Below are 18845 nucleotides of genomic sequence, written 5' to 3' on the forward strand. Positions count from 1 at the left end.
TCCTGTGAATGTGGTGGGTTCTCGCCGGATCAAATGGCTATCTGATCCAAAAGATTCTGTCTATGTTCGACGAACCTGATGGCAACCGCGTTGGGTTGAGAAAGGTTTTTCTGCTGCGACCAACTGGGGTTTTGCTATTGCTGCAGAAAAGCGGTAGGTCATCGGGCAAAAGCGACATTTTTTACCACTGCCGGAACGAAAGACAGCCCGACATGCGTAAAATCGATATCCCTCCGGTCTGGTTGCTGGGCTTTGCCGTGCTGGCATGGCTGCAGGCGCGGCATATGCCGATGGGTTTGTCATTGGACAGCGGGATTACCGATCTTCTCAGCGGAATTCTGATTGGCGGCGGAGTGATCCTGATCGCGTTGGCCATCGCCGAGTTCCGTCGCCATCGCACGACAATCATTCCGCATGAAACACCGACTTCACTTGTGCAGTCAGGGATTTTCAAACGCAGCCGAAACCCGATCTATGTTGGTGATGTGCTGATCCTAGCAGGGCTGGTCCTGCGGTTTGATGCAGTCCTTTCGCTGGTTCTAATTCCGGTTTTCGTTTGGGTGATCGAACGGCGTTTCATCGTGCCAGAAGAGGACCGATTGCGCAGAACTTTTCGCGCGGATTTTGCCAGATACGAACGCCAGACACGCCGATGGATATGATGTGATGTTGTAATGACACAGCGTAAATATGCTGCGCTTGCGAAATAATGTTGCGCGAGATACATGTTTGCTTAACAAACAATACCGACCACCCGCTCGGTCAGAGTGAAAATTAGGGGGACTGCCAGTGAAGATAGGCACACCAAAAGAGATACTGGACGGAGAGAACCGTGTCGCGATGACGCCTGACTCTGCCGTGCAGTTGCAGAAACTGGGCTATGAATGCCTGATCGAGAAAGGCGCTGGTGAGGCCGCTGGCTTTTCCGATGCATCCTACGAAGCCGCGGGCGTTGAGATTGTAAAAACCGCTGCCTCACTGTGGAAGACGGCGGACATCGTTGCCAAGGTGCGCCAACCCACCGAGACCGAGCTGAAGCGCCTGACAAAGGGCAAAACACTGATCTCGTTCTTCAACCCGGCCGGGAATGAAGAGGGGATGGAACTGGCCAAGTCCAAAGGCGCGAACGTGATCGCCATGGAGATGGTCCCGCGAATCTCGCGCGCGCAGAAAATGGATGCGCTGTCGTCGATGGCCAATATCGCCGGTTACCGCGCGGTGATTGAGGCCGGCAACAACTTTGGCCGTTTCTTCACCGGTCAGGTAACGGCGGCCGGAAAGGTTCCGCCCGCCAAGGTGCTGATTGTCGGCGCCGGTGTGGCTGGTCTGGCCGCCATCGGAACCTCGACCTCGCTGGGTGCGATCACCTATGCGTTCGACGTGCGCCCGGAAGTGGCCGAGCAGGTCGAATCGATGGGGGCTGAGTTCGTCTATCTGGACTTCGACGAAGACCAGCAGGATGGTGCGGCCACCGGCGGTTATGCGTCGGTCCAGTCGGAGGAATTCCGTAACGCCCAGCTGGCCAAGTTCCGTGAGCTTGCGCCGGAAATGGACATCGTCATCACCACCGCGCTTATCCCGAACCGTGAAGCGCCCGAGCTTTGGACCAAGGACATGGTCGAAAGCATGAAGCCCGGCTCGGTCATCGTTGATTTGGCGGCGGAAAAAGGCGGCAACTGCAAGCTGACCGTGCCGGATGAGAAGATCGTGACCGACAATGGCGTGACCATCATCGGTTATACCGACTTCCCCAGCCGGATGGCGGCTCAGTCTTCGTCGCTCTATGCGACCAACATCCGTCACATGATGACCGACCTGACGCCCGAGAAGGACGGTCAGGTTAATCACGACATGGAAGACGATGTGATCCGCGGTTCGACCGTGACCTATGAGGGCGAGATCACCTTCCCACCGCCACCGCCCAAAGTGCAGGCGATCGCGGCGCAGAAAAAGCCCGAGGTCAAAGAACTTACCCCGGAAGAGAAAAAGGCGCAGGAAATCGCAGCCTTCAAGGCGCAAACCAAGCAGCAGTTTACCCTTTTGGGGGTCGGTGGTGCGCTGATGTTGTTGGTAGGGCTGATCGCTCCGGCCAGCTTCATGCAGCACTTCATCGTCTTTGTGTTGGCGATCTTTGTGGGCTTCCAGGTGATCTGGAACGTCTCGCACAGCCTGCACACGCCGCTGATGGCAATCACCAACGCGATCTCGTCGATCATCATCGTTGGGGCCTTGATGCAGATCGGGTCGGGGTCGTTCCTGGTCATTCTGCTGGCGGCGCTGTCCGTCTTCATGGCCGGGATCAACATCTTCGGCGGCTTCCTCGTAACCCGGCGCATGCTCGCCATGTTCCAGAAATCTTAAGGAGGCCGGGCACATGGAATTTGGCTTCACTACTGCCGCCTACGTCGTTGCGGCTGTCCTTTTCATCCTTTCGCTCGGCGGTCTGTCGAACCAGGAAAGTGCCAAGCGCGCGGTCTGGTACGGCATCGTCGGTATGGCGCTGGCGGTCTTTGCCACGCTGGTTGGCCCCGGTTCGGGTCTGTGGCTGCTGTCGCTACTGCTGATCGCGGGTGGCGGTCTGATCGGTCAGTATGTGGCGCAGCGCGTCCAGATGACCGAGATGCCGCAGCTTGTTGCTGCGATGCACTCTCTGGTTGGTCTGGCGGCTGTGTTCGTCGGCTTCAACGCGCATTTTGAAATCGGCAACGTGGCGCAGGTCATGGCGATCGCCGACAGCGCGAAAGAAGCGGATCTGTCCGATCTGGGCGCGTTTGCTAAGCTGATCGCCAAGAAGACCTCGGCCGAACTGGCTATCCTGCATGTCGAACTGTTCCTCGGTATCTTCATCGGTGCGATCACCTTTACCGGTTCGGTCGTGGCTTATGGCAAGCTGGCCGGTAAGGTCACATCGGCGGCGACCAAGCTGCCCGGCGGCCATGCGCTGAACGCGGCGGCTGCGGGTCTCTCGCTGATCTGCCTGGTCTGGTACACCTCGACCGGTGGTCTGTTCCCGCTGATCCTGATGACGCTGGCTGCGCTGTTCATCGGCTATCACCTGATCATGGGCATTGGCGGTGCCGACATGCCGGTGGTCGTCTCGATGCTGAACAGCTACTCGGGCTGGGCGGCGGCTGCGATTGGCTTCTCCTTGGGCAACGACCTGCTGATCGTGGTCGGTGCGTTGGTGGGCTCGTCCGGTGCGATCCTGTCCTACATCATGTGTAAGGCGATGAACCGGCATTTTGTCAGCGTGATCCTCGGCGGCTTTGGCGGCCCGCAGGGCGAGCAGATGGCGGTTGAAGGCGAGCAGGTGGCCATCGATGCCGATGGTGTCGCCGCGGCTCTAAACGACGCGGACAGTGTCATTATCATCCCGGGTTACGGCATGGCCGTGGCACAGGCGCAGCAGTCGGTCTCTGAACTGGTCCGCAAGCTGCGCGCCAAGGGCAAAGAGGTGCGCTTTGCGATCCACCCCGTTGCGGGTCGTCTGCCGGGCCATATGAACGTTCTGCTGGCCGAGGCGAAGGTGCCGTATGACATCGTGCTGGAAATGGACGAGATCAACGACGACTTCCCGGACACGGATGTGGCCATCGTCATCGGCTCGAACGACATCGTGAACCCTGCGGCGCAGGAAGACCCCAACAGCCCCATCGCCGGTATGCCGGTTCTGGAATGCTGGAAGGCCAAGCAGGTGTTCGTGTCCAAGCGCGGTCAGGGCACGGGGTATTCGGGCATCGAAAACCCGCTGTTCTTCAAAGAGAACACGCGCATGTTCTATGGTGACGCAAAACAGTCGCTCGACAAGCTCCTGCCGATGATCGACTGATCAAAGGGAACAACCAAATTGCAAAGGGCGCCTGCGGGCGCCCTTTTCTTTTTTTGTTTGGAAAGGGGCTTTGCCCACTTACCCCCAAGGTATTTGCAACCAGATGAAGCAGGCGGAGTATGATACGCTGGTTTGTGGGATTTAATGTCAGGAGTTTGGTCATGCAGAAAGTAAATGGCATTGGGGGGGTGTTCTTCCGTGCCCGTGATCCCGAAGCCTTGAGTGCGTGGTATGAAAAGCATCTGGGCGTCAATCATTACGATCCCGTGCCCTGGAAGCAGCGCGAAGGGTATACAGTGTTTGCTCCGTTCGCGCAGGATACCGAGTATTTCGGGCGGGTCGAGCAGCAGTGGATGATCAATTTTCGTGTCGATGATCTGGCGGCCATGATTGCGCAGCTGGACTCCGCCGGGATCGCTGTTGAGACACGCGCCGAATGGGACAGTGAGGTCGGTAAGTTCGCCCGTATTCACGATCCCGAAGGCAATCCCATCGAGCTGTGGCAGCCAAATCAATGAGATAGATGTATTGTATACAATCGTATCCCCGTAAGTATATGAAATAAAAAGATAATTGATGTATTTTGAAGGTGTCGTATAGTGCCTCGGATGAAACGGAGCCCTAAATGACACCGATAGATGACCATCCGCTGCGCTATGCGTTGGCAAATGAACTGCACGCCCGTCCGTTTCCGGTGGCAGCGATGCCTTGCACGGTGGTCTTTCTGGCGATCAAGAAATCGGAAGCCGCCGTTGCGCGAGATCGTCGCGAAGATCTGGCTCATTTGATTGATCTTCTGGATCGTCACGGGGCGCAACACCCTCAACCGGACGCCACGCATTACGCGGGGCAGATTGGCCGCCATTGGTTGAAATGGGAGCAACATACCGAGTTCGTGACCTACACTGCGATCGCACAAAATGTCAGTGACCGGGCGTTCAACCCTGCTGATTTTGAGGTATTCCCACCGGATTGGCTGATGGCCAGCCCCGGCCAAAGGGTTACGTCGGCAATGGTGCGCGTCGTTGAGCGGCAGAGCGACGAGGTCGTCAAATCCAAACTGTTGGACTGGTTCGAGCCCGAAAGTCTTGCCGTGGCCCGCGTGTTGGACGATGCTGCCATCTGTGCAAGCGATTTCCGGATCGATCCCGCGGGGCATATGCGCTTTGCGATGTTCGTGACGGAAGGCACCGGGCGGCGCAGGACGGGGCGAATTGTTCAGCGTCTGTGCGAGATCGAAACCTACAAGGCAATGTCCATGCTTGGATTTGCCCGTGTGAAACAGCTTATGCCGCGTATCGGGGAACTGGATGGACAGCTTACCCGGCTAATGGGGCAAATGACCGACAATTCGGCGCAACCTGACAAGCTGTTGCAGGACTTGTTGTCGACTTCGATCGAGCTTGAAACGCTGTCGGCCCAGTGTTCGTTCCGTTTTGGTGCGACCGGGGCTTACGAAGCCATCGTGAACCAGCGGATCGAAGTCTTGCGCGAGGAACGGTTCCAGGGTGGACAGAACTTTGCCGACTTCATGATGCGCCGTTATGATCCGGCGATCCGCACGGTGAAGTCGACGGAACGCCGTCTGCAAGCGCTGTCCGACCGGGCCATTCGTGCGGGCGAGTTGTTGCGAACCCGCGTGGACGTCGAGCGCAGCGCCCAGAATCAGGCGCTGCTGGAAAGCATGGACCGACGCGCCGATCTTGCCCTGCGTCTTCAGCATACGGTCGAGGGACTATCAGTGGTCGCCATCAGCTATTACGCGGTGTCTCTGGTCAGCTACCTGCTGTATCCGCTTACCAAGGCCGGAATCAGCAAGGGGATGCTGACAGCGGCGGTGACGGTCCCGGTGGTGTTGGGTGTTTGGTTCGCCATCCGGCAAATTCGTAAAAGGCTGGAGTAATCCGTGTTTGCCTGACGGCATTCAGCCTGTAGAACGATCACGTTTGACGCTTAAATCTAAGGATCTCCCGTGATCGGAATCGTGGCAGCGTGGCGGGCCGTGGCCGCCATGTTCATTCTGAATGGCGCGCTATTCGGCATCTGGGCTTCTCGCATTCCAGCAGTGCGGGATCGGCTGGACCTGACCCATGAGGCGCTGGGCTATGGTCTGCTGTTCATGGCGGCGGGGGCAGTATGCTCGTTCCCAATCACCGGGCGTCTGACCGACCGGTTCGGAGCGGTGGCGTTGACGCGGGTCATCGCCGTTCTGTACACGCTTTCGCTGATTTTGCTGGCCTTGGCCGGAGGGTTCTGGTCGCTTGCGGCTTTCCTGTTTGTGTTCGGCGCGTTTCACGGCTCGATGGATGTCGCCATGAACGCCTGGGCTGCTGAGGTCGAACAAGCCTACAAAAAACCAGTCATGTCGTCGTTTCATGCGATGTGGAGCCTTGGGGCAGGCCTTGGTGCGCTCAGCGGGTTTGGGGCTGTGCAGATGGGGCTGACCGTGATTCAGCACTTTTTGCTGGCCGGTGGAGTTGTCGTCGGATTGGCCTTGTCGCTGTCATGGGTGTCGTGGACATCGCGCCGGGCTGTTTCTCCCACTGGCAAGGTTTTTGCATTGCCCTCGGGTGCGTTAATCCTTGTCGGTTTCACGGCCCTGTGTGGCACGCTAGGTGAAGGTGCCGTAGCGGATTGGAGCGCTATTTTTCTGCGAGACGCGACCGGTGCGACCGAAAGCGTCGCGGCTTTGGGATATGCGGTGTTCTCGGTCGCGATGGTTGCGGTCCGGCTGGCAGGTGGTTTCGCTATCGCCCGCCTCGGGCCGGTCGCAGTCGCGCGCTTTGGCGGAGTTTCAGCTGCCTTGGGAGTATTCTGCGTCGTGTCTGCCGCCGAGGCGGGGCTGGCGCTGGCGGGATTCGCTTTGATGGGGATCGGGTATGCGGTGATCATGCCTTTGGCTTTCAGCAGGGCAGCGAGCGATCCCAACGTGCCTCCTGGGCAGGCGATCGCCAGCGTGGCCACTTTGGGATACGGAGGGTTGCTGATTGGCCCGCCGCTTATTGGGTTTCTGGCAGAGATGCTTACATTGCGCTTAGCATTCATGGTTCTGCTGCCACTGGCTGTATTCATTGTCCTGCTGTCCGGCGCGCTGCGGCCCGCCGATTTGGATTGAGTATCGACGATCTTGTACCGAAGCAGGGAACCAGAAAAACTAAAGTTGGGAGAAGAGTATGCCGATCAAAAACCGCTTCGCCGAATTGCAGGGCGAAATCACCGGATGGCGGCGCGACATTCACGAAAACCCCGAGATCCTGTTCGAAACGCACCGCACAAGCGCGCTGGTCGCCGATAAGCTGCGAGAGTTCGGCTGCGATGAGGTCGTGACGGGCATTGGGCGTACCGGTGTCGTTGGCGTTATCAAGGGCAAGACTGACACAGGCGGCAAGGTGATCGGCCTGCGGGCGGATATGGATGCGCTGCCGATTCATGAGGCGACGGGTCTGGACTATGCCTCGAAAACCGACGGCGCCATGCACGCCTGTGGGCATGACGGACACACGGCTATGCTGTTGGGGGCTGCGAAATACCTGTCCGAGACACGAAACTTCGATGGCACTGTGGTCGTGATCTTCCAACCCGCCGAAGAAGGCGGTGGCGGCGGGCGCGAAATGTGTGAAGACGGGATGATGGACCGCTGGGGCATTCAAGAGGTTTATGGCATGCACAACTGGCCGGGCCGCCCCGTTGGCAGCTTTGCCATTCGACCCGGTGCCTTTTTCGCAGCCACGGATCAGTTCGATATCACTTTCGAAGGCAAAGGCGGGCATGCCGCCAAACCCCATGAGACGGTAGACACCACAGTGATGGCCGCGCAGGCTGTTTTGGCTTTGCAGACCATTGCGTCGCGGAACGCAGACCCGATCGATCGCATTGTGGTTTCGGTAACGTCATTCGAAACGTCTTCAAACGCGTTCAACGTGATCCCACAAACGGTGAAGATCAAAGGGACCGTCCGTACGATGAGCAAGGACATGCGCAATCTAGCTGAAAAGCGCATCAATGAAATCTGTAATGGTATCGCCACGACGTTTGGAGGTGAGGCGGATGTGACCTATTACCGAGGCTACCCGGTGATGGTGAACAGCGAAGAACAATCCGAATTTGCCGCAGATGTCGCGCGCTCAGTCTCGGGTGACTGCGATGAGGCACCGTTGATCATGGGCGGTGAGGATTTTGCCTTTATGCTGGAAGAGCGGCCTGGGGCATACATTCTGGTTGGCAACGGAGACACAGCAGCCGTGCATCATCCCGAATACAATTTCAATGATGGAGCTATTCCGGCCGGGTGCAGCTGGTGGGCTGAGATTGTGGAGCAGCGGATGCCAGCTGCCTGATGGTGATGTCGGGAAGCGAGGGGCCAGCCCCTCGCGCTCCCCGGGATATTTTTGGCCAGATGAAGTCGGATCCTTGCTGGGTCAGGTGAGATCGAGCGTACCGCACAATGTGTCGATCACACTATCCAGCGCGGATTTCTGAGTGTTCACACAGGACTTTGCGCCAGCCCGGGCCTTGTTCAGCGCCGCGTCGTCTGACAACCAAATCGCAACGGCATCCGCAAGCTCCGAGGCAGAGTTGACCTCGGTCGCGCCGCCACTTTCGATCAAAGGTGCAAAGGTTTCCGCGAAATTGTAGTACCCGGGGCCGGTGATCACCGCAGCCCCGGCTTGTGCCGGTTCAAATGGATTGTGACCGCCGATTTCCTTGAGCGAGCCGCCCAGGAACACGATGGGGCACAAGGCGTACCACGTGCCGGTCTCGCCCAGCGTGTCCGCGACGTAGACTTGGGTTTGCGGTGTGATCTTGTCACCTTTGGATCGGAAGGCAGCAGATTGGCCGGCGTTTTCCAACAGAGCTGCAACCTCTGACCGCCGTTCGGGGTGACGGGGGATCAGCAACAGAAGCAGATCGGGCCAGCGTTTCAACAGCTTGGCATGGGTGGCCAGAACCGTTTCCTCTTCGCCTGCATGGGTCGAGCTGGCAATCCAGACAGGACGATCGGCAACCTGGTTGCGAAGGTCATCCAATGTCGTTTGATCCACTGGCAGCGGATCAGACATCGCTTTGAGGTTGGTGCCTTGTTGCACCCGGTCGGGTCGTGCGCCCATGTCGAGAAGATTGGCCGCCGTCTTGTCGTTCTGAGTCAAGAATAACGAGAAATGGTTCAGGATGAATCGCGCAGTTTGGGGGCGTTTTTTCCATCCCTCGACCGAACGATCGGACAGACGTGCATTGAGCAGCGCCAGTGGAACATCGCGGCGAGAGGCTTGGACGATAAGACGCGGCCAGATTTCGCTTTCAACAAAGATACCGGCGTCCGGACGCCAGTGGTCCAGAAAGCGTTGCACCGGGCCAGCAGTATCCAGTGGCGGGTATTGGTGACGCGTGCGCGGCGGCATCCGTTTTTCGATCAGTGCAGCGGAGGTGGGCGTGCCGGAGGTGATTAGAAACTCTGCATCAGGCAGGCGCTCGCCCAGACGTTTGATCAGGCTTATGACAGACAGTGTCTCGCCCACGCTGGCTGCATGGAACCAGATCAACCGCCCAACCGGACGGGGTAGACTGGCGTGGCCAAGACGCTCCCGTTGGCGGGCGTCAGGGACGTCCGCGGCCTGTAGTTTTTTGCGAACCGTGCGCCAGACAAGTGGACCCACGACAGAAGTCAGGCCGCAATACAATTGGTACAGCAGCGTTGGCCGGTCGGAATGGGCTGGCATGTCAGCCGCCTGTGTGGCTCATGTGGCGGCTCATCTGGCCGTCGACCGCCTGGCGCGAATAGTCGAAATCGTGCCCTTTGGGTTTGAGGTTGATTGCCGAACGGATAGCGTCCTCAAGCGGTTGGTCGGTATCGGGGTTATCCCGCAAAGCGCCGCGCAGATCGGCCATATCCTCTTGACCTAGGCACATGTACAGCTCACCGGTGCAGGTCAGGCGCACCCTGTTGCAGCTTTCACAGAAGTTATGTGAAAGCGGCGTGATGAAGCCGATCTTTTGGCCCGTATCCTCTAGCCGTACATAGCGTGCAGGGCCGCCGGTGCGTTCCGCAAGATCCGTCACAGTATAGTGGTTCTCGTATTCTTTACGAACATCCTTGAGTGACCAGTACTGGTCGAGGCGATCCTCGTTGCCAATATCACCCATCGGCATGACCTCAATCCAGGTCAGGTCCATGTCACGCTCGGCGCACCATTCAGTGATCTTGGGCAGTTCAGGTTCGTTGAAGCCTTTCAGGGCCACGGCATTGATCTTGATCCGCAGGCCAGCCTTTTGGGCGGCGTCGATACCGTTCAGCACCTGCTTCAGTCGGCCCCAGCGCGTAACTTTGGCAAATTTGTCCTCGTCCAGCGTGTCCAGCGAGACATTTACCCGACGTACCCCGGCAGCGTACAGATCATCGGCAAAGCGATGCAGCTGCGAGCCGTTGGTGGTCAGCGTCAGCTCTTTAAGCGCGCCGCTTTCCAGGTGACGGGTCATCGAGTTGAAGAAAGTCATGATGTTGCGCCGCACCAGAGGCTCGCCACCGGTGATGCGGAGCTTTTCAACGCCCATGTTCACGAAGGTCGAGCACATGCGGTCTAACTCTTCCAGAGTCAGCAAGTCTTTCTTGGGCAGAAAGGTCATGTCCTCGGACATGCAATAGACACAGCGGAAATCGCAGCGATCCGTGACGGATACGCGGAGATAGGTGATGGCGCGTGCGAATGGGTCGATGAGTGGAGCAGTCATGCGACATAGGTAAAGCTGCAACCGCTCTGCGGCAAGGGCGAACTGCGCTTTGCGCTGGTACAGATGCGCGCAGGACGGTAGGCTTGCGCCATGAGATATGCGCTTTTGGCTTTATGTATTCTGGTGGCGGGATGTGACACCGTGCGGTCGACAACCGACCGTGTCTTTGGTGGTGAGAAAACACCCGAAGAAGCAGAACCCAATGCCGTGGAAGAGGTGGTAGAGCCGCAGCCAGTTGCAGCCACGGCGGCCGGATGGTTCGGGCCAAAGACCACAATCGCAGGGTTAGGCGACCCAACAACGCCCGGTCGCTGGTTGGAAACACCTTTGGTAGAGACCGAATTCACAGGTCGGGTCGTCGTACCCAGAACCGGCGCACAGGCTTACATTACTCTGGTTCCGGTATCTGGCCCGGCAGGGGGCGGAAGCCGGCTTTCACTGGATGCAATGCGAGCGCTGTTGCTGCCGTTTGATGAGCTGGTAGAGTTGGAAGTCTATTCCAACTGACTTTTTAAATACTTCCCGGCCTCTTTTCGCGCAAAGGCCTTCATCGTCTCTCCGTGCGAATTGAGAAAGGCGATCACGCGGTCCGGGTCGTGCTTGGACAGTTCGCGCAGCCACCAGGCGATAGATTTCTGAATAAACCAGTCGCGGTCAGAAACATATCCTGCGGCCCAGCCGAGAATACGGTCCCGGCGTGTCAGGTCGTCTGGCTTGGGGTGGTTTTGCTTGGTCCAAGGCAGAGTGGCCACCAGCGCCGCGCGTCGCGTCCACATGTGATCCGAGGTTGTCCAGGCTTCCACCTGATCCAGCCGCGCCGGTTCGGCCGACAAACGCTTTTGCATCGCCATGCACGCGTGATCCGCAACGGCCCATGCGTCAAAATCGGGTAGCCAGTTTTGCAATAACTTCCACACAGCCTCGTCCGGTCGGATGCGGGCCTGCGTCAGCAGTTTGGCGGCGGCGAGGCGACCTTCGTGGATATTCGTCTGCCACAGCGCATCCGCTAGGTCCACGCGCGCGGCAACATCTAATTCCTGCCGCCAAGCTTTAGTGAGGTCGTTCAGGATAGGATTAGCCACGCCCAGATAAGGGCGCTTTATCTTGTGATACGCGGCCATCTGTTCAGCGCGATCTGGGTCCGAATGGGCCTGTATCTGGTCCAAATAGGTTTCAAGCATCAAGCAGCTCAGGTCGTGGAACGCGTAGGTTTGCCATCTATGGTTTGATGGTTCTTTTCAACCCAATAGGATTGGATCTGCTCGTCAGACTTGCCATCGACCCACTTTTGCATCGTATCCCGTTCGGATTGGTACTCCATGAAAGGAACGGCATAGCCGCACGAGGTCTGAACCAGATCGATGTTAAGATCATAGATCTGCCGGGCGCTGCGGTGGTTCGGAAAAAGATCGGCCAGTTCGTCCCAGCCTGCGTCACCCACGTGCAGCGTGTGCGCTGCGCCATAGGTGCGCAAGATCATCGGCCGCGTCGTGAACGAGCACCACATCAGCGTCATACGGTTGACCTCAAGCAGATGCCCGGCGGTCTCGTTACCGCTGCCGGTCAGGTTCATCCAGGCAACCCGGTTTGGGCCAAGAACACGCAGAGAATCCATGCCTTTGGGCGAGATATTGACCCGTCCATCCGGCGCAGCTGTGCCAACGAAGAACAGATGCTGTTCTTCGATGAACTTGCGCTGCGCGTCGTCCAAACTCGAAAATTGCTTGGCCATGCTTCACTCCACCGTAACGGACTTTGCAAGATTACGCGGCTGGTCCACATCGGTGCCCTTGGCCACCGCCGTGTGATAAGCCAGCAGCTGGGCTGGCACCGAGTACAGGATCGGCGCAAGGCTTGGGTGAACGTACGGCATTCTGATGACACTCCAGACGCCATCTTCGGCCTCAGCAATACCCGCGTCGTCTGAAACCAGGATTACCTTACCCTTGCGGGCCATTACCTCTTGCATGTTTGAGACGGTTTTGTCGAAAACGGTGTCGCGCGGGGCCATAACGACCACCGGCATGTTCTTGTCGATCAGGGCGATGGGGCCGTGTTTTAGCTCGCCCGATGCGTACCCTTCGGCGTGGATATAGCTGATTTCCTTGAGTTTCAGCGCCCCTTCCATCGCCAGAGGGTACATCAGCCCCCGGCCCAGGAACAGGACGTCGCGCGCCTCTGACAGGCGCTGGGCGGATGTTTTGATAGCCTGGTTCTGTTCCAGTGCGGTATTTAAAACCGTCGGCAATCCACGTAGCGCCGCATAGTGATCGGCCAGTTCCTCGGACGTCAAAGTGCCTCGATCCGCGGCGGCCTTGAGCGCCATCATCAGCAGCACGGTAAGCTGACAGGTGAAGGCCTTGGTCGAGGCAACGCCGATCTCAACACCTGCGTGGATGGGCAGTTCAATGTCGCTCTCGCGGGCGATCGAGCTTTCGGGGACGTTGATCACAGAAACGATCTTATCCGCCTTGCCCTCGCAATACCGCAGAGCGGCCAGAGTGTCCGCGGTCTCGCCCGACTGACTGACAAACAAGGCCAATGTCCGCTCGGGAATCGGAGGTTCGCGATAGCGGAATTCGCTGGCGATATCGACCTCGACCGGTATTTTGGCCAGTTGCTCGAACCAGTACTTGGCGGTCAGGCAGGCGTAGAACGCCGTGCCACAGGCCACCATTGTCAGTCGGTCCAGCTTGGTGAAGTCCAGATCGGCACCCGGCAGAACCACCTGGTCGCTACCGTTGGGTAGGTACGACTTGATCGCGTCGGCAATGACGATGGGTTGCTCGGCTATTTCCTTGGCCATGAAGTGTTTGTGGCCATTCTTTTCGGTCTGCGAAACGTCCAGGTTGATCTGGCGGGTTTCGCGGTTTGCCAATTCGCCGGCTTCGTTGCGGATTTCCAGCGAATTCCGTGTCAGAACCGCACGGTCGCCTTCTTCAAGATAGGTGATGCGGTCGGTCAATGGGGCCAGCGCGATTGCGTCCGAGCCCACATACATCTCACCATCACCGTGGCCGATCGCCAGAGGAGAGCCCTTGCGCGCTGCGACAATCAGATCGTCCTGACCCTCGAACAGGAATGCGAGTGCAAAAGCGCCTACAAGGCGGTCGATGGTTTTGAATGCCGCCTCAACCGGGGAAAGACCGGATCTGAGGTAATACTCAGTCAACAGGGCCACGGTTTCGGTATCGGTCTCAGTTGCGAACCCGATGCCGTACTCCGCCAGTTCGGCGCGCAGCTCGCGATAGTTTTCGACGATTCCGTTGTGCACAACGGCGACTGGCCCGGCCTGATGCGGGTGGGCGTTGGTCACTGACGGTACGCCATGGGTGGCCCAGCGGGTGTGGCCAATGCCGGATTTTCCTGGCAGCGGATCATGTACAAGCAAATCGCTGAGGTTGACCAGTTTGCCCACGGCGCGGCGGCGTCCAAGCGCGCCATCATTCACGGTAGCGATCCCGGCACTGTCATAGCCGCGATATTCCAACCGTTTCAACGCCTCGACCATGGTGGGTGCGGCCTCGTGCTCGCCCAGTACACCAACAATACCACACATAAAATTAAGCTCCTTTGTCGCGGCGAGCCTTTTTCGCCTTCAACATCTCAAAAAGTTTGCTTGCATACCCGGGCTTGTTTTCCTGCTTGGCGCGGGCCACGGCCAAAGCATCCGCATCCACGTCTCGCGTCACCACAGTGCCGGTTGCAGTCATCGCGCCGTTGCCGACAGATACCGGGGCCACCAGCATGGTGTTCGACCCGATAAAGACGTTCTCGCCAATGGTCGTCTTGTGCTTCATGACGCCGTCATAGTTGCAGGTGATCGTACCTGCGCCAATATTGCTGGCGGCACCTACAGAAGCGTCACCGATATAGCTCAGGTGATTGACCTTGGCGCCTTCGGCGATTTCGGCGTTCTTGATCTCGACAAAGTTGCCGATACGCGTGTTTTCGGCCAGTTCGGTTCCCGGACGCAGGCGCGCATAGGGTCCGACGATGGCACCGCGGCTGACGTGACAGCCTTCCAAATGGGAAAACGCCCGAATCGTCGCGCCACTTTCAACAGTAACACCGGGGCCAAATACGACATTGGGTTCAATCACTGTGTCGCGCCCAATGATTGTGTCTGCGGACAAGTAAACCGTTTCCGGTGCCATCAGCGTTACACCCAAAGCCAAAAGCTCGTTACGTGCCCGAGTCTGGAATTCGGCGTCCGCTGCTGCGAGGTCTGCACGAGAATCCACGCCCAGCGTCTCGGCCTCGTCGCACTTGATCGCGGTTGCAGTCAGTCCGCGCGCGTTGGCCAGTGCCACGATTTCCGTCAGGTAGTATTCACCCGATGCGTTGTTGTTGCTGACCGCATCAATCAGTTCGAACAGCAGTTTGGAATCGCAGGCCAGAAGACCGCTATTGGTGAAGCGAATGGCGCGCTGTTCTTCGGTCGCGTCTTTGTATTCGACGATTTCGACAAGCTTGTCACCGTCCATGATCAACCGGCCATAGCGCGGCTGAACTTCAGCAATATCAAAACCAAGCATGACCAAATCGAAGGATGCACGCGCTTCGATCATGCGTTCCAACGTTCTGGGGTCGATAAACGGAGTGTCGCCATAAAGGACGATGACATCGCCTTCGAAATCTTCAAGCGCATCGCGCGCCTGAGCAACGGCATGCGCCGTTCCCAGCTGTTCTTCCTGAACAACGATCTGAGCTGCTTCATCCTCGGCAGTGGCGACCTTGGCAACAGCCTCAGACCCGTGACCGGTGACAATAACGGTCCGTTCGGGGGACAGAACGGCACCAGCGCGCATCGCGTGAACCAGCATCGGGGTTTGGGCAATCGGGTGTAAAACTTTTGGGGTGTCCGAATTCATCCTGGTGCCTTTTCCGGCGGCAAGGATGACGAGGGCAATACTCATGAAATCGATTTCTCTTTGTGTTTTTTCGCGGCCCGTTTTATCCGCTGAGTTCAAAGGCGCAAGCGGTACGGGCATCAAACAAGATTGCCGTTTGCAACACTTATGGCGAAGACCCGCCGAATTAGGAGGCAATATGCGTACGGTAATCTTCGATCTGGACGGGACTTTGGCCGATACATCCGGCGATCTTCTGGCCGCGGCCAACCACTGTTTCCGCCATATGGGGCACGGCGACGTACTGGTTCACGGTGAGGACGCGGCAATTGCTCTGCGCGGGGGGCGGATGATGCTGACGCATGGTCTGAAAAGGGTCGGTGCCTACGATGATGCGACCGTTCAGGCCTACTATCCGATGCTGCTGGACGCATACTCGGAAGACATCGATACGCATACGCAGTTCTATCCCGGTGCGCTGAATGCGGTTGAGGGGTTGAGGACTGCGGGCTACGGCGTTGGTATTTGCACCAACAAACCCGAAGCGCTGGCGCATCAGTTGCTTACCCAAATGGGGGTACGCGATCAGTTTGCCTCGCTGGTCGGTGCGGACACGCTGCCCGTGCGCAAACCCGATCCGGAACCACTGCGCGAAGCCGCCCGCCGGGCAGGGGGGCACCCTGATCTATGTGTACTGATCGGCGATTCCGACACGGATCGGAACACGGCCCGTGCTGCAGGTGTGCCCTCGGTACTGGTTACGTTTGGCCCGTCTGGTGCCGATATGGCCGAGTTGGAACCCGAAGCGTTGCTTCACCATTTCGATGACCTGCCGGGATTGGTGGCAGAGTTGATCGGCGTGGCCGCGTAAACTCTTGACCCAACCGTCTTGCAGGACCAGAACAATCCCATGACAGAGACATTCACCGGCAGTTTTACCCAACAGGAACCCATCCCCGAAGAGGCGGTTGAGGCCGCCCTGGCCGTTTTGCGGCACGGGCGTTTGCACCGCTACAACGTTGTGCCCGGAGAGTTGGGTGAAACGGCGCTTTTGGAACAGGAATTTGCTGCCCAAATGGGGGCGAAATACTGTCTGGCTGTGTCGTCGGGCGGATATGCGTTGGCCACTGCATTGCGGGCCGTAGGCGTAAAACCGGGCGATCCGGTTCTGACAAATGCGTTCACTTTGGCACCTGTGCCTGGGTCTATCGCCTCGGTCAACGCGCGCCCGGTTTTTGTAGGCGTGACCGAGGATCTGACGATTGATCGGGACGATCTCGAGTCCAAGCTGGATCAGGCGCGCGTTCTGATGCTCAGCCATATGCGCGGTCATTTGTGCGATATGGATCGGCTGATGCAGATGTGCGACGCCGCTGGTGTGATCGTGATCGAAGATTGTGCCCATACGATGGGAGCCGCGTGGCGCGGGCAATTGTCCGGGCGGCAGGGTGCCATCGGGTGCTACTCGTGCCAGACCTACAAGCACGTCAATTCGGGTGAGGGCGGGTTGCTGATTACCGATGACGAGGAGTTGGCGGCTAAGGCAACGATGTTGTCGGGGTCGTATATGCTCTACGAACGTCATCTTGCCGCGCCGGGGCCCGAGGTGTTTGAACGGATTAAGTATCATACGCCCAACGTATCGGGACGGATGGACAACCTCCGCGCTGCGATCCTGCGGCCACAATTGCGGGATCTGGACCAACAAGTACAGCGTTGGAACGAGCGCTACTTTGAGATTGAGAATGGCCTGCGCGAAACGCCAGGGCTGACTATCGTCGAGCGCCCCAAAGACGAGACTTTTGTCGGGTCTTCGATTCAGTTCCTGCTGTTGGATTGGTCGCCTGAACGGGTGAACGAGGTGATCCGCCGGTGTGCGGCGCGTGGGGTTGAGCTCAAGTGGTTCGGTGGAGCGGAGCCGAGCGGGTTCACGTCGCGCTACGACAGCTGGCGGTACGCGGAAAGCGCGCCGATGCCAAAAAGTGATCGAATCCTAGCCGGGATCGTGGATATGCGCGTTCCACTGACCTTTTCGCTAGAGGATTGTAGCCTTATCGCGCGGATCATCCGGGCCGAGGTTAGCGCCGTCTACCAGTCGTAATCCCATGGAGTGCGCGAGACGCGCACGCTTTTTTCTGAGGCCGCCGCCCCGGTTGGGGCGGCGGTTTGTTTTTGGGATGCCGTCGTTGACCCGATTTAGATTCGCTGCTATTTATTGAACAACTGTTCATTAATGCGAAAGAGGAGATCGCTTATGTTCACGGCGACCATGCAATTTGATCTGGGTGAGGACGTGAACGCCCTGCGCGAAATGGTGCATCGTTGGGCGCAGGAGCGGGTCAAGCCAATGGCGGGCGAAGTCGATTCCTCAAACGCGTTTCCAAATGAGCTTTGGAAAGAGATGGGTGATCTGGGTATGCTCGGAATCACGGTTCCTGAAGAGTATGGTGGGGCAGGCATGTCCTATTTGGCCCATACCGTCGCAGTTGAGGAAGTCGCGCGGGCGTCGGCCTCGGTTTCTCTTTCATACGGCGCGCATTCGAACTTGTGCGTCAATCAGATCAAACTAAACGGCAATGACGAGCAGAAGGCGAAGTATCTGCCGCGTCTTGTCTCCGGCGAACATGTCGGAGCGCTGGCCATGTCCGAAGCCTCGGCAGGGTCCGACGTTGTGTCGATGAAGCTACGCGCTGAAAAGCGCAACGACCACTATCGTTTGAATGGCAACAAGTACTGGATCACCAACGGGCCGGACGCAGATACTCTGGTGGTCTATGCCAAGACGGATCCGGAGGCTGGGTCAAAGGGCATTACGGCCTTCCTGATCGAGAAAGAAATGAAGGGTTTCTCGACCTCTCCTCATTTCGATAAGTTGGGGATGCGCGGGTCAAACACCGCCGAGTTGATCTTTGAAGATGTCGAAGTGCCTTTCGAAAACGTGCTGGGCGAAGAGGGCAAGGGCGTCGCTGTTCTGATGTCCGGGCTGGATTACGAGCGCGTGGTTCTGGCCGGGATCGGGACAGGGATCATGGCTGCGTGTCTGGATGAGATCATGCCGTATCTGGCCGAGCGCAAGCAGTTCGGAAAACCCATCGGCAGCTTCCAACTGATGCAAGGCAAGATCGCGGATATGTACACCGCGATGAACTCTGCCCGGGCCTATGTATATGAGGTTGCCAAGGCATGTGACCGGGGAGATGTGACCCGTCAGGACGCGGCGGCGTGCTGCCTATATGCCTCGGAGCAGGCGATGTCGCAGGCGCATCAGGCCGTGCAGGCGATGGGCGGGGCAGGGTTCCTGGCGGACTCGGCGGTCAGTCGAATCTTCCGTGATGCCAAGCTGATGGAAATCGGCGCGGGCACCAGCGAAATCCGCCGGATGCTGATCGGGCGCGAACTGATGAACGAGATGCTCTGAGACAAAAACGCCCCGCAGA

Annotated in this window: 17 protein-coding genes; 11 read left to right on the forward strand and 6 right to left on the reverse strand. The window is 58.1% G+C overall.

The window, feature by feature from the left end:
- Positions 1 to 212 precede the first annotated feature (212 nt).
- From ACR0J0_RS07755 to ACR0J0_RS07785, 7 genes are all read left to right on the forward strand, one after another.
- The gene (locus ACR0J0_RS07755) at positions 213 to 662 is read left to right on the forward strand and encodes a methyltransferase family protein (RefSeq protein ID WP_480662668.1); all 450 of its coding nucleotides are present in this window, start codon (positions 213 to 215) and stop codon (positions 660 to 662) included.
- 127 nt (positions 663 to 789) lie between these two features.
- Positions 790 to 2361 (forward strand): Re/Si-specific NAD(P)(+) transhydrogenase subunit alpha, encoded by a 1572-nt coding sequence (locus tag ACR0J0_RS07760; RefSeq protein WP_480662670.1) that lies wholly within the window; start codon positions 790 to 792, stop codon positions 2359 to 2361.
- 13 nt (positions 2362 to 2374) lie between these two features.
- The gene (locus tag ACR0J0_RS07765; protein WP_480662672.1) at positions 2375 to 3829 is read left to right on the forward strand and encodes an NAD(P)(+) transhydrogenase (Re/Si-specific) subunit beta; all 1455 of its coding nucleotides are present in this window, start codon (positions 2375 to 2377) and stop codon (positions 3827 to 3829) included.
- Positions 3830 to 3990: 161 nt separating this feature from the next.
- Entirely contained in the window at positions 3991 to 4347 is a 357-nt protein-coding gene (locus ACR0J0_RS07770; protein ID WP_480662674.1) for a VOC family protein, read from the forward strand.
- Between the two features lie 107 nt (positions 4348 to 4454).
- Positions 4455 to 5732 (forward strand): DUF3422 family protein, encoded by a 1278-nt coding sequence (locus ACR0J0_RS07775; protein ID WP_480662676.1) that lies wholly within the window; start codon positions 4455 to 4457, stop codon positions 5730 to 5732.
- Positions 5733 to 5801: 69 nt separating this feature from the next.
- Positions 5802 to 6944 carry an MFS transporter gene (locus ACR0J0_RS07780; protein ID WP_480662678.1) on the forward strand — a complete coding sequence of 381 codons (1143 nt, stop codon included), beginning with the start codon at positions 5802 to 5804 and terminating at the stop codon, positions 6942 to 6944.
- Positions 6945 to 7002: 58 nt separating this feature from the next.
- Positions 7003 to 8166: a M20 aminoacylase family protein gene (locus ACR0J0_RS07785; RefSeq protein WP_480662680.1), complete on the forward strand. Its 1164-nt coding sequence runs from the start codon at positions 7003 to 7005 to the stop codon at positions 8164 to 8166.
- Positions 8167 to 8247: 81 nt separating this feature from the next.
- Here ACR0J0_RS07785 and ACR0J0_RS07790 read toward each other — a convergent pair whose 3' ends face one another.
- Together ACR0J0_RS07790 and moaA are read right to left on the reverse strand one after the other, a co-directional pair.
- Positions 8248 to 9546, reverse strand: coding sequence for a 3-deoxy-D-manno-octulosonic acid transferase (locus ACR0J0_RS07790; protein ID WP_480662682.1), 1299 nt, complete (start codon positions 9544 to 9546; stop codon positions 8248 to 8250).
- Between the two features lies 1 nt (position 9547).
- Positions 9548 to 10555: a GTP 3',8-cyclase MoaA gene (gene moaA / locus ACR0J0_RS07795; protein ID WP_480662684.1), complete on the reverse strand. Its 1008-nt coding sequence runs from the start codon at positions 10553 to 10555 to the stop codon at positions 9548 to 9550.
- A gap of 90 nt (positions 10556 to 10645) precedes the next feature.
- Here moaA and ACR0J0_RS07800 point away from each other — a divergent pair, with 90 nt between their 5' ends.
- The gene (locus ACR0J0_RS07800; RefSeq protein ID WP_480662686.1) at positions 10646 to 11062 is read left to right on the forward strand and encodes a hypothetical protein; all 417 of its coding nucleotides are present in this window, start codon (positions 10646 to 10648) and stop codon (positions 11060 to 11062) included.
- Here ACR0J0_RS07800 and ACR0J0_RS07805 read toward each other — a convergent pair.
- Genes ACR0J0_RS07805 through glmU form a run of 4 tightly spaced genes read right to left on the reverse strand, consistent with a single transcriptional unit; the run spans position 11050 to position 15474 of the window.
- Positions 11050 to 11736, reverse strand: a complete 687-nt coding sequence (locus ACR0J0_RS07805; RefSeq protein ID WP_480662688.1) for a DNA alkylation repair protein — start codon at positions 11734 to 11736, stop codon at positions 11050 to 11052. The genes ACR0J0_RS07800 and ACR0J0_RS07805 overlap by 13 nt on opposite strands.
- A gap of 8 nt (positions 11737 to 11744) precedes the next feature.
- Positions 11745 to 12287, reverse strand: a complete 543-nt coding sequence (locus tag ACR0J0_RS07810) for a pyridoxamine 5'-phosphate oxidase family protein (RefSeq protein ID WP_480662690.1) — start codon at positions 12285 to 12287, stop codon at positions 11745 to 11747.
- Positions 12288 to 12290: 3 nt separating this feature from the next.
- On the reverse strand, positions 12291 to 14114 hold the full coding sequence (gene glmS / locus ACR0J0_RS07815) for a glutamine--fructose-6-phosphate transaminase (isomerizing) (RefSeq protein WP_480662692.1): 1824 nt from the start codon (positions 14112 to 14114) through the stop codon (positions 12291 to 12293).
- 4 nt (positions 14115 to 14118) lie between these two features.
- Complete coding sequence (gene glmU, locus ACR0J0_RS07820) at positions 14119 to 15474, reverse strand: bifunctional UDP-N-acetylglucosamine diphosphorylase/glucosamine-1-phosphate N-acetyltransferase GlmU (protein ID WP_480662694.1); 1356 nt, start codon at positions 15472 to 15474, stop codon at positions 14119 to 14121.
- Positions 15475 to 15607: 133 nt separating this feature from the next.
- Here glmU and ACR0J0_RS07825 point away from each other — a divergent pair, with 133 nt between their 5' ends.
- From ACR0J0_RS07825 to ACR0J0_RS07835, 3 genes are all read left to right on the forward strand, one after another.
- Positions 15608 to 16279: an HAD-IA family hydrolase gene (locus ACR0J0_RS07825; RefSeq protein ID WP_480662696.1), complete on the forward strand. Its 672-nt coding sequence runs from the start codon at positions 15608 to 15610 to the stop codon at positions 16277 to 16279.
- Positions 16280 to 16318: 39 nt separating this feature from the next.
- Positions 16319 to 17509 (forward strand): DegT/DnrJ/EryC1/StrS family aminotransferase, encoded by a 1191-nt coding sequence (locus ACR0J0_RS07830; protein ID WP_480662698.1) that lies wholly within the window; start codon positions 16319 to 16321, stop codon positions 17507 to 17509.
- Positions 17510 to 17662: 153 nt separating this feature from the next.
- The gene (locus ACR0J0_RS07835) at positions 17663 to 18826 is read left to right on the forward strand and encodes an isovaleryl-CoA dehydrogenase (RefSeq protein WP_480662700.1); all 1164 of its coding nucleotides are present in this window, start codon (positions 17663 to 17665) and stop codon (positions 18824 to 18826) included.
- Positions 18827 to 18845: the final 19 nt, after the last annotated feature.

The organism is Ruegeria sp. BF12, from assembly GCF_056538705.1.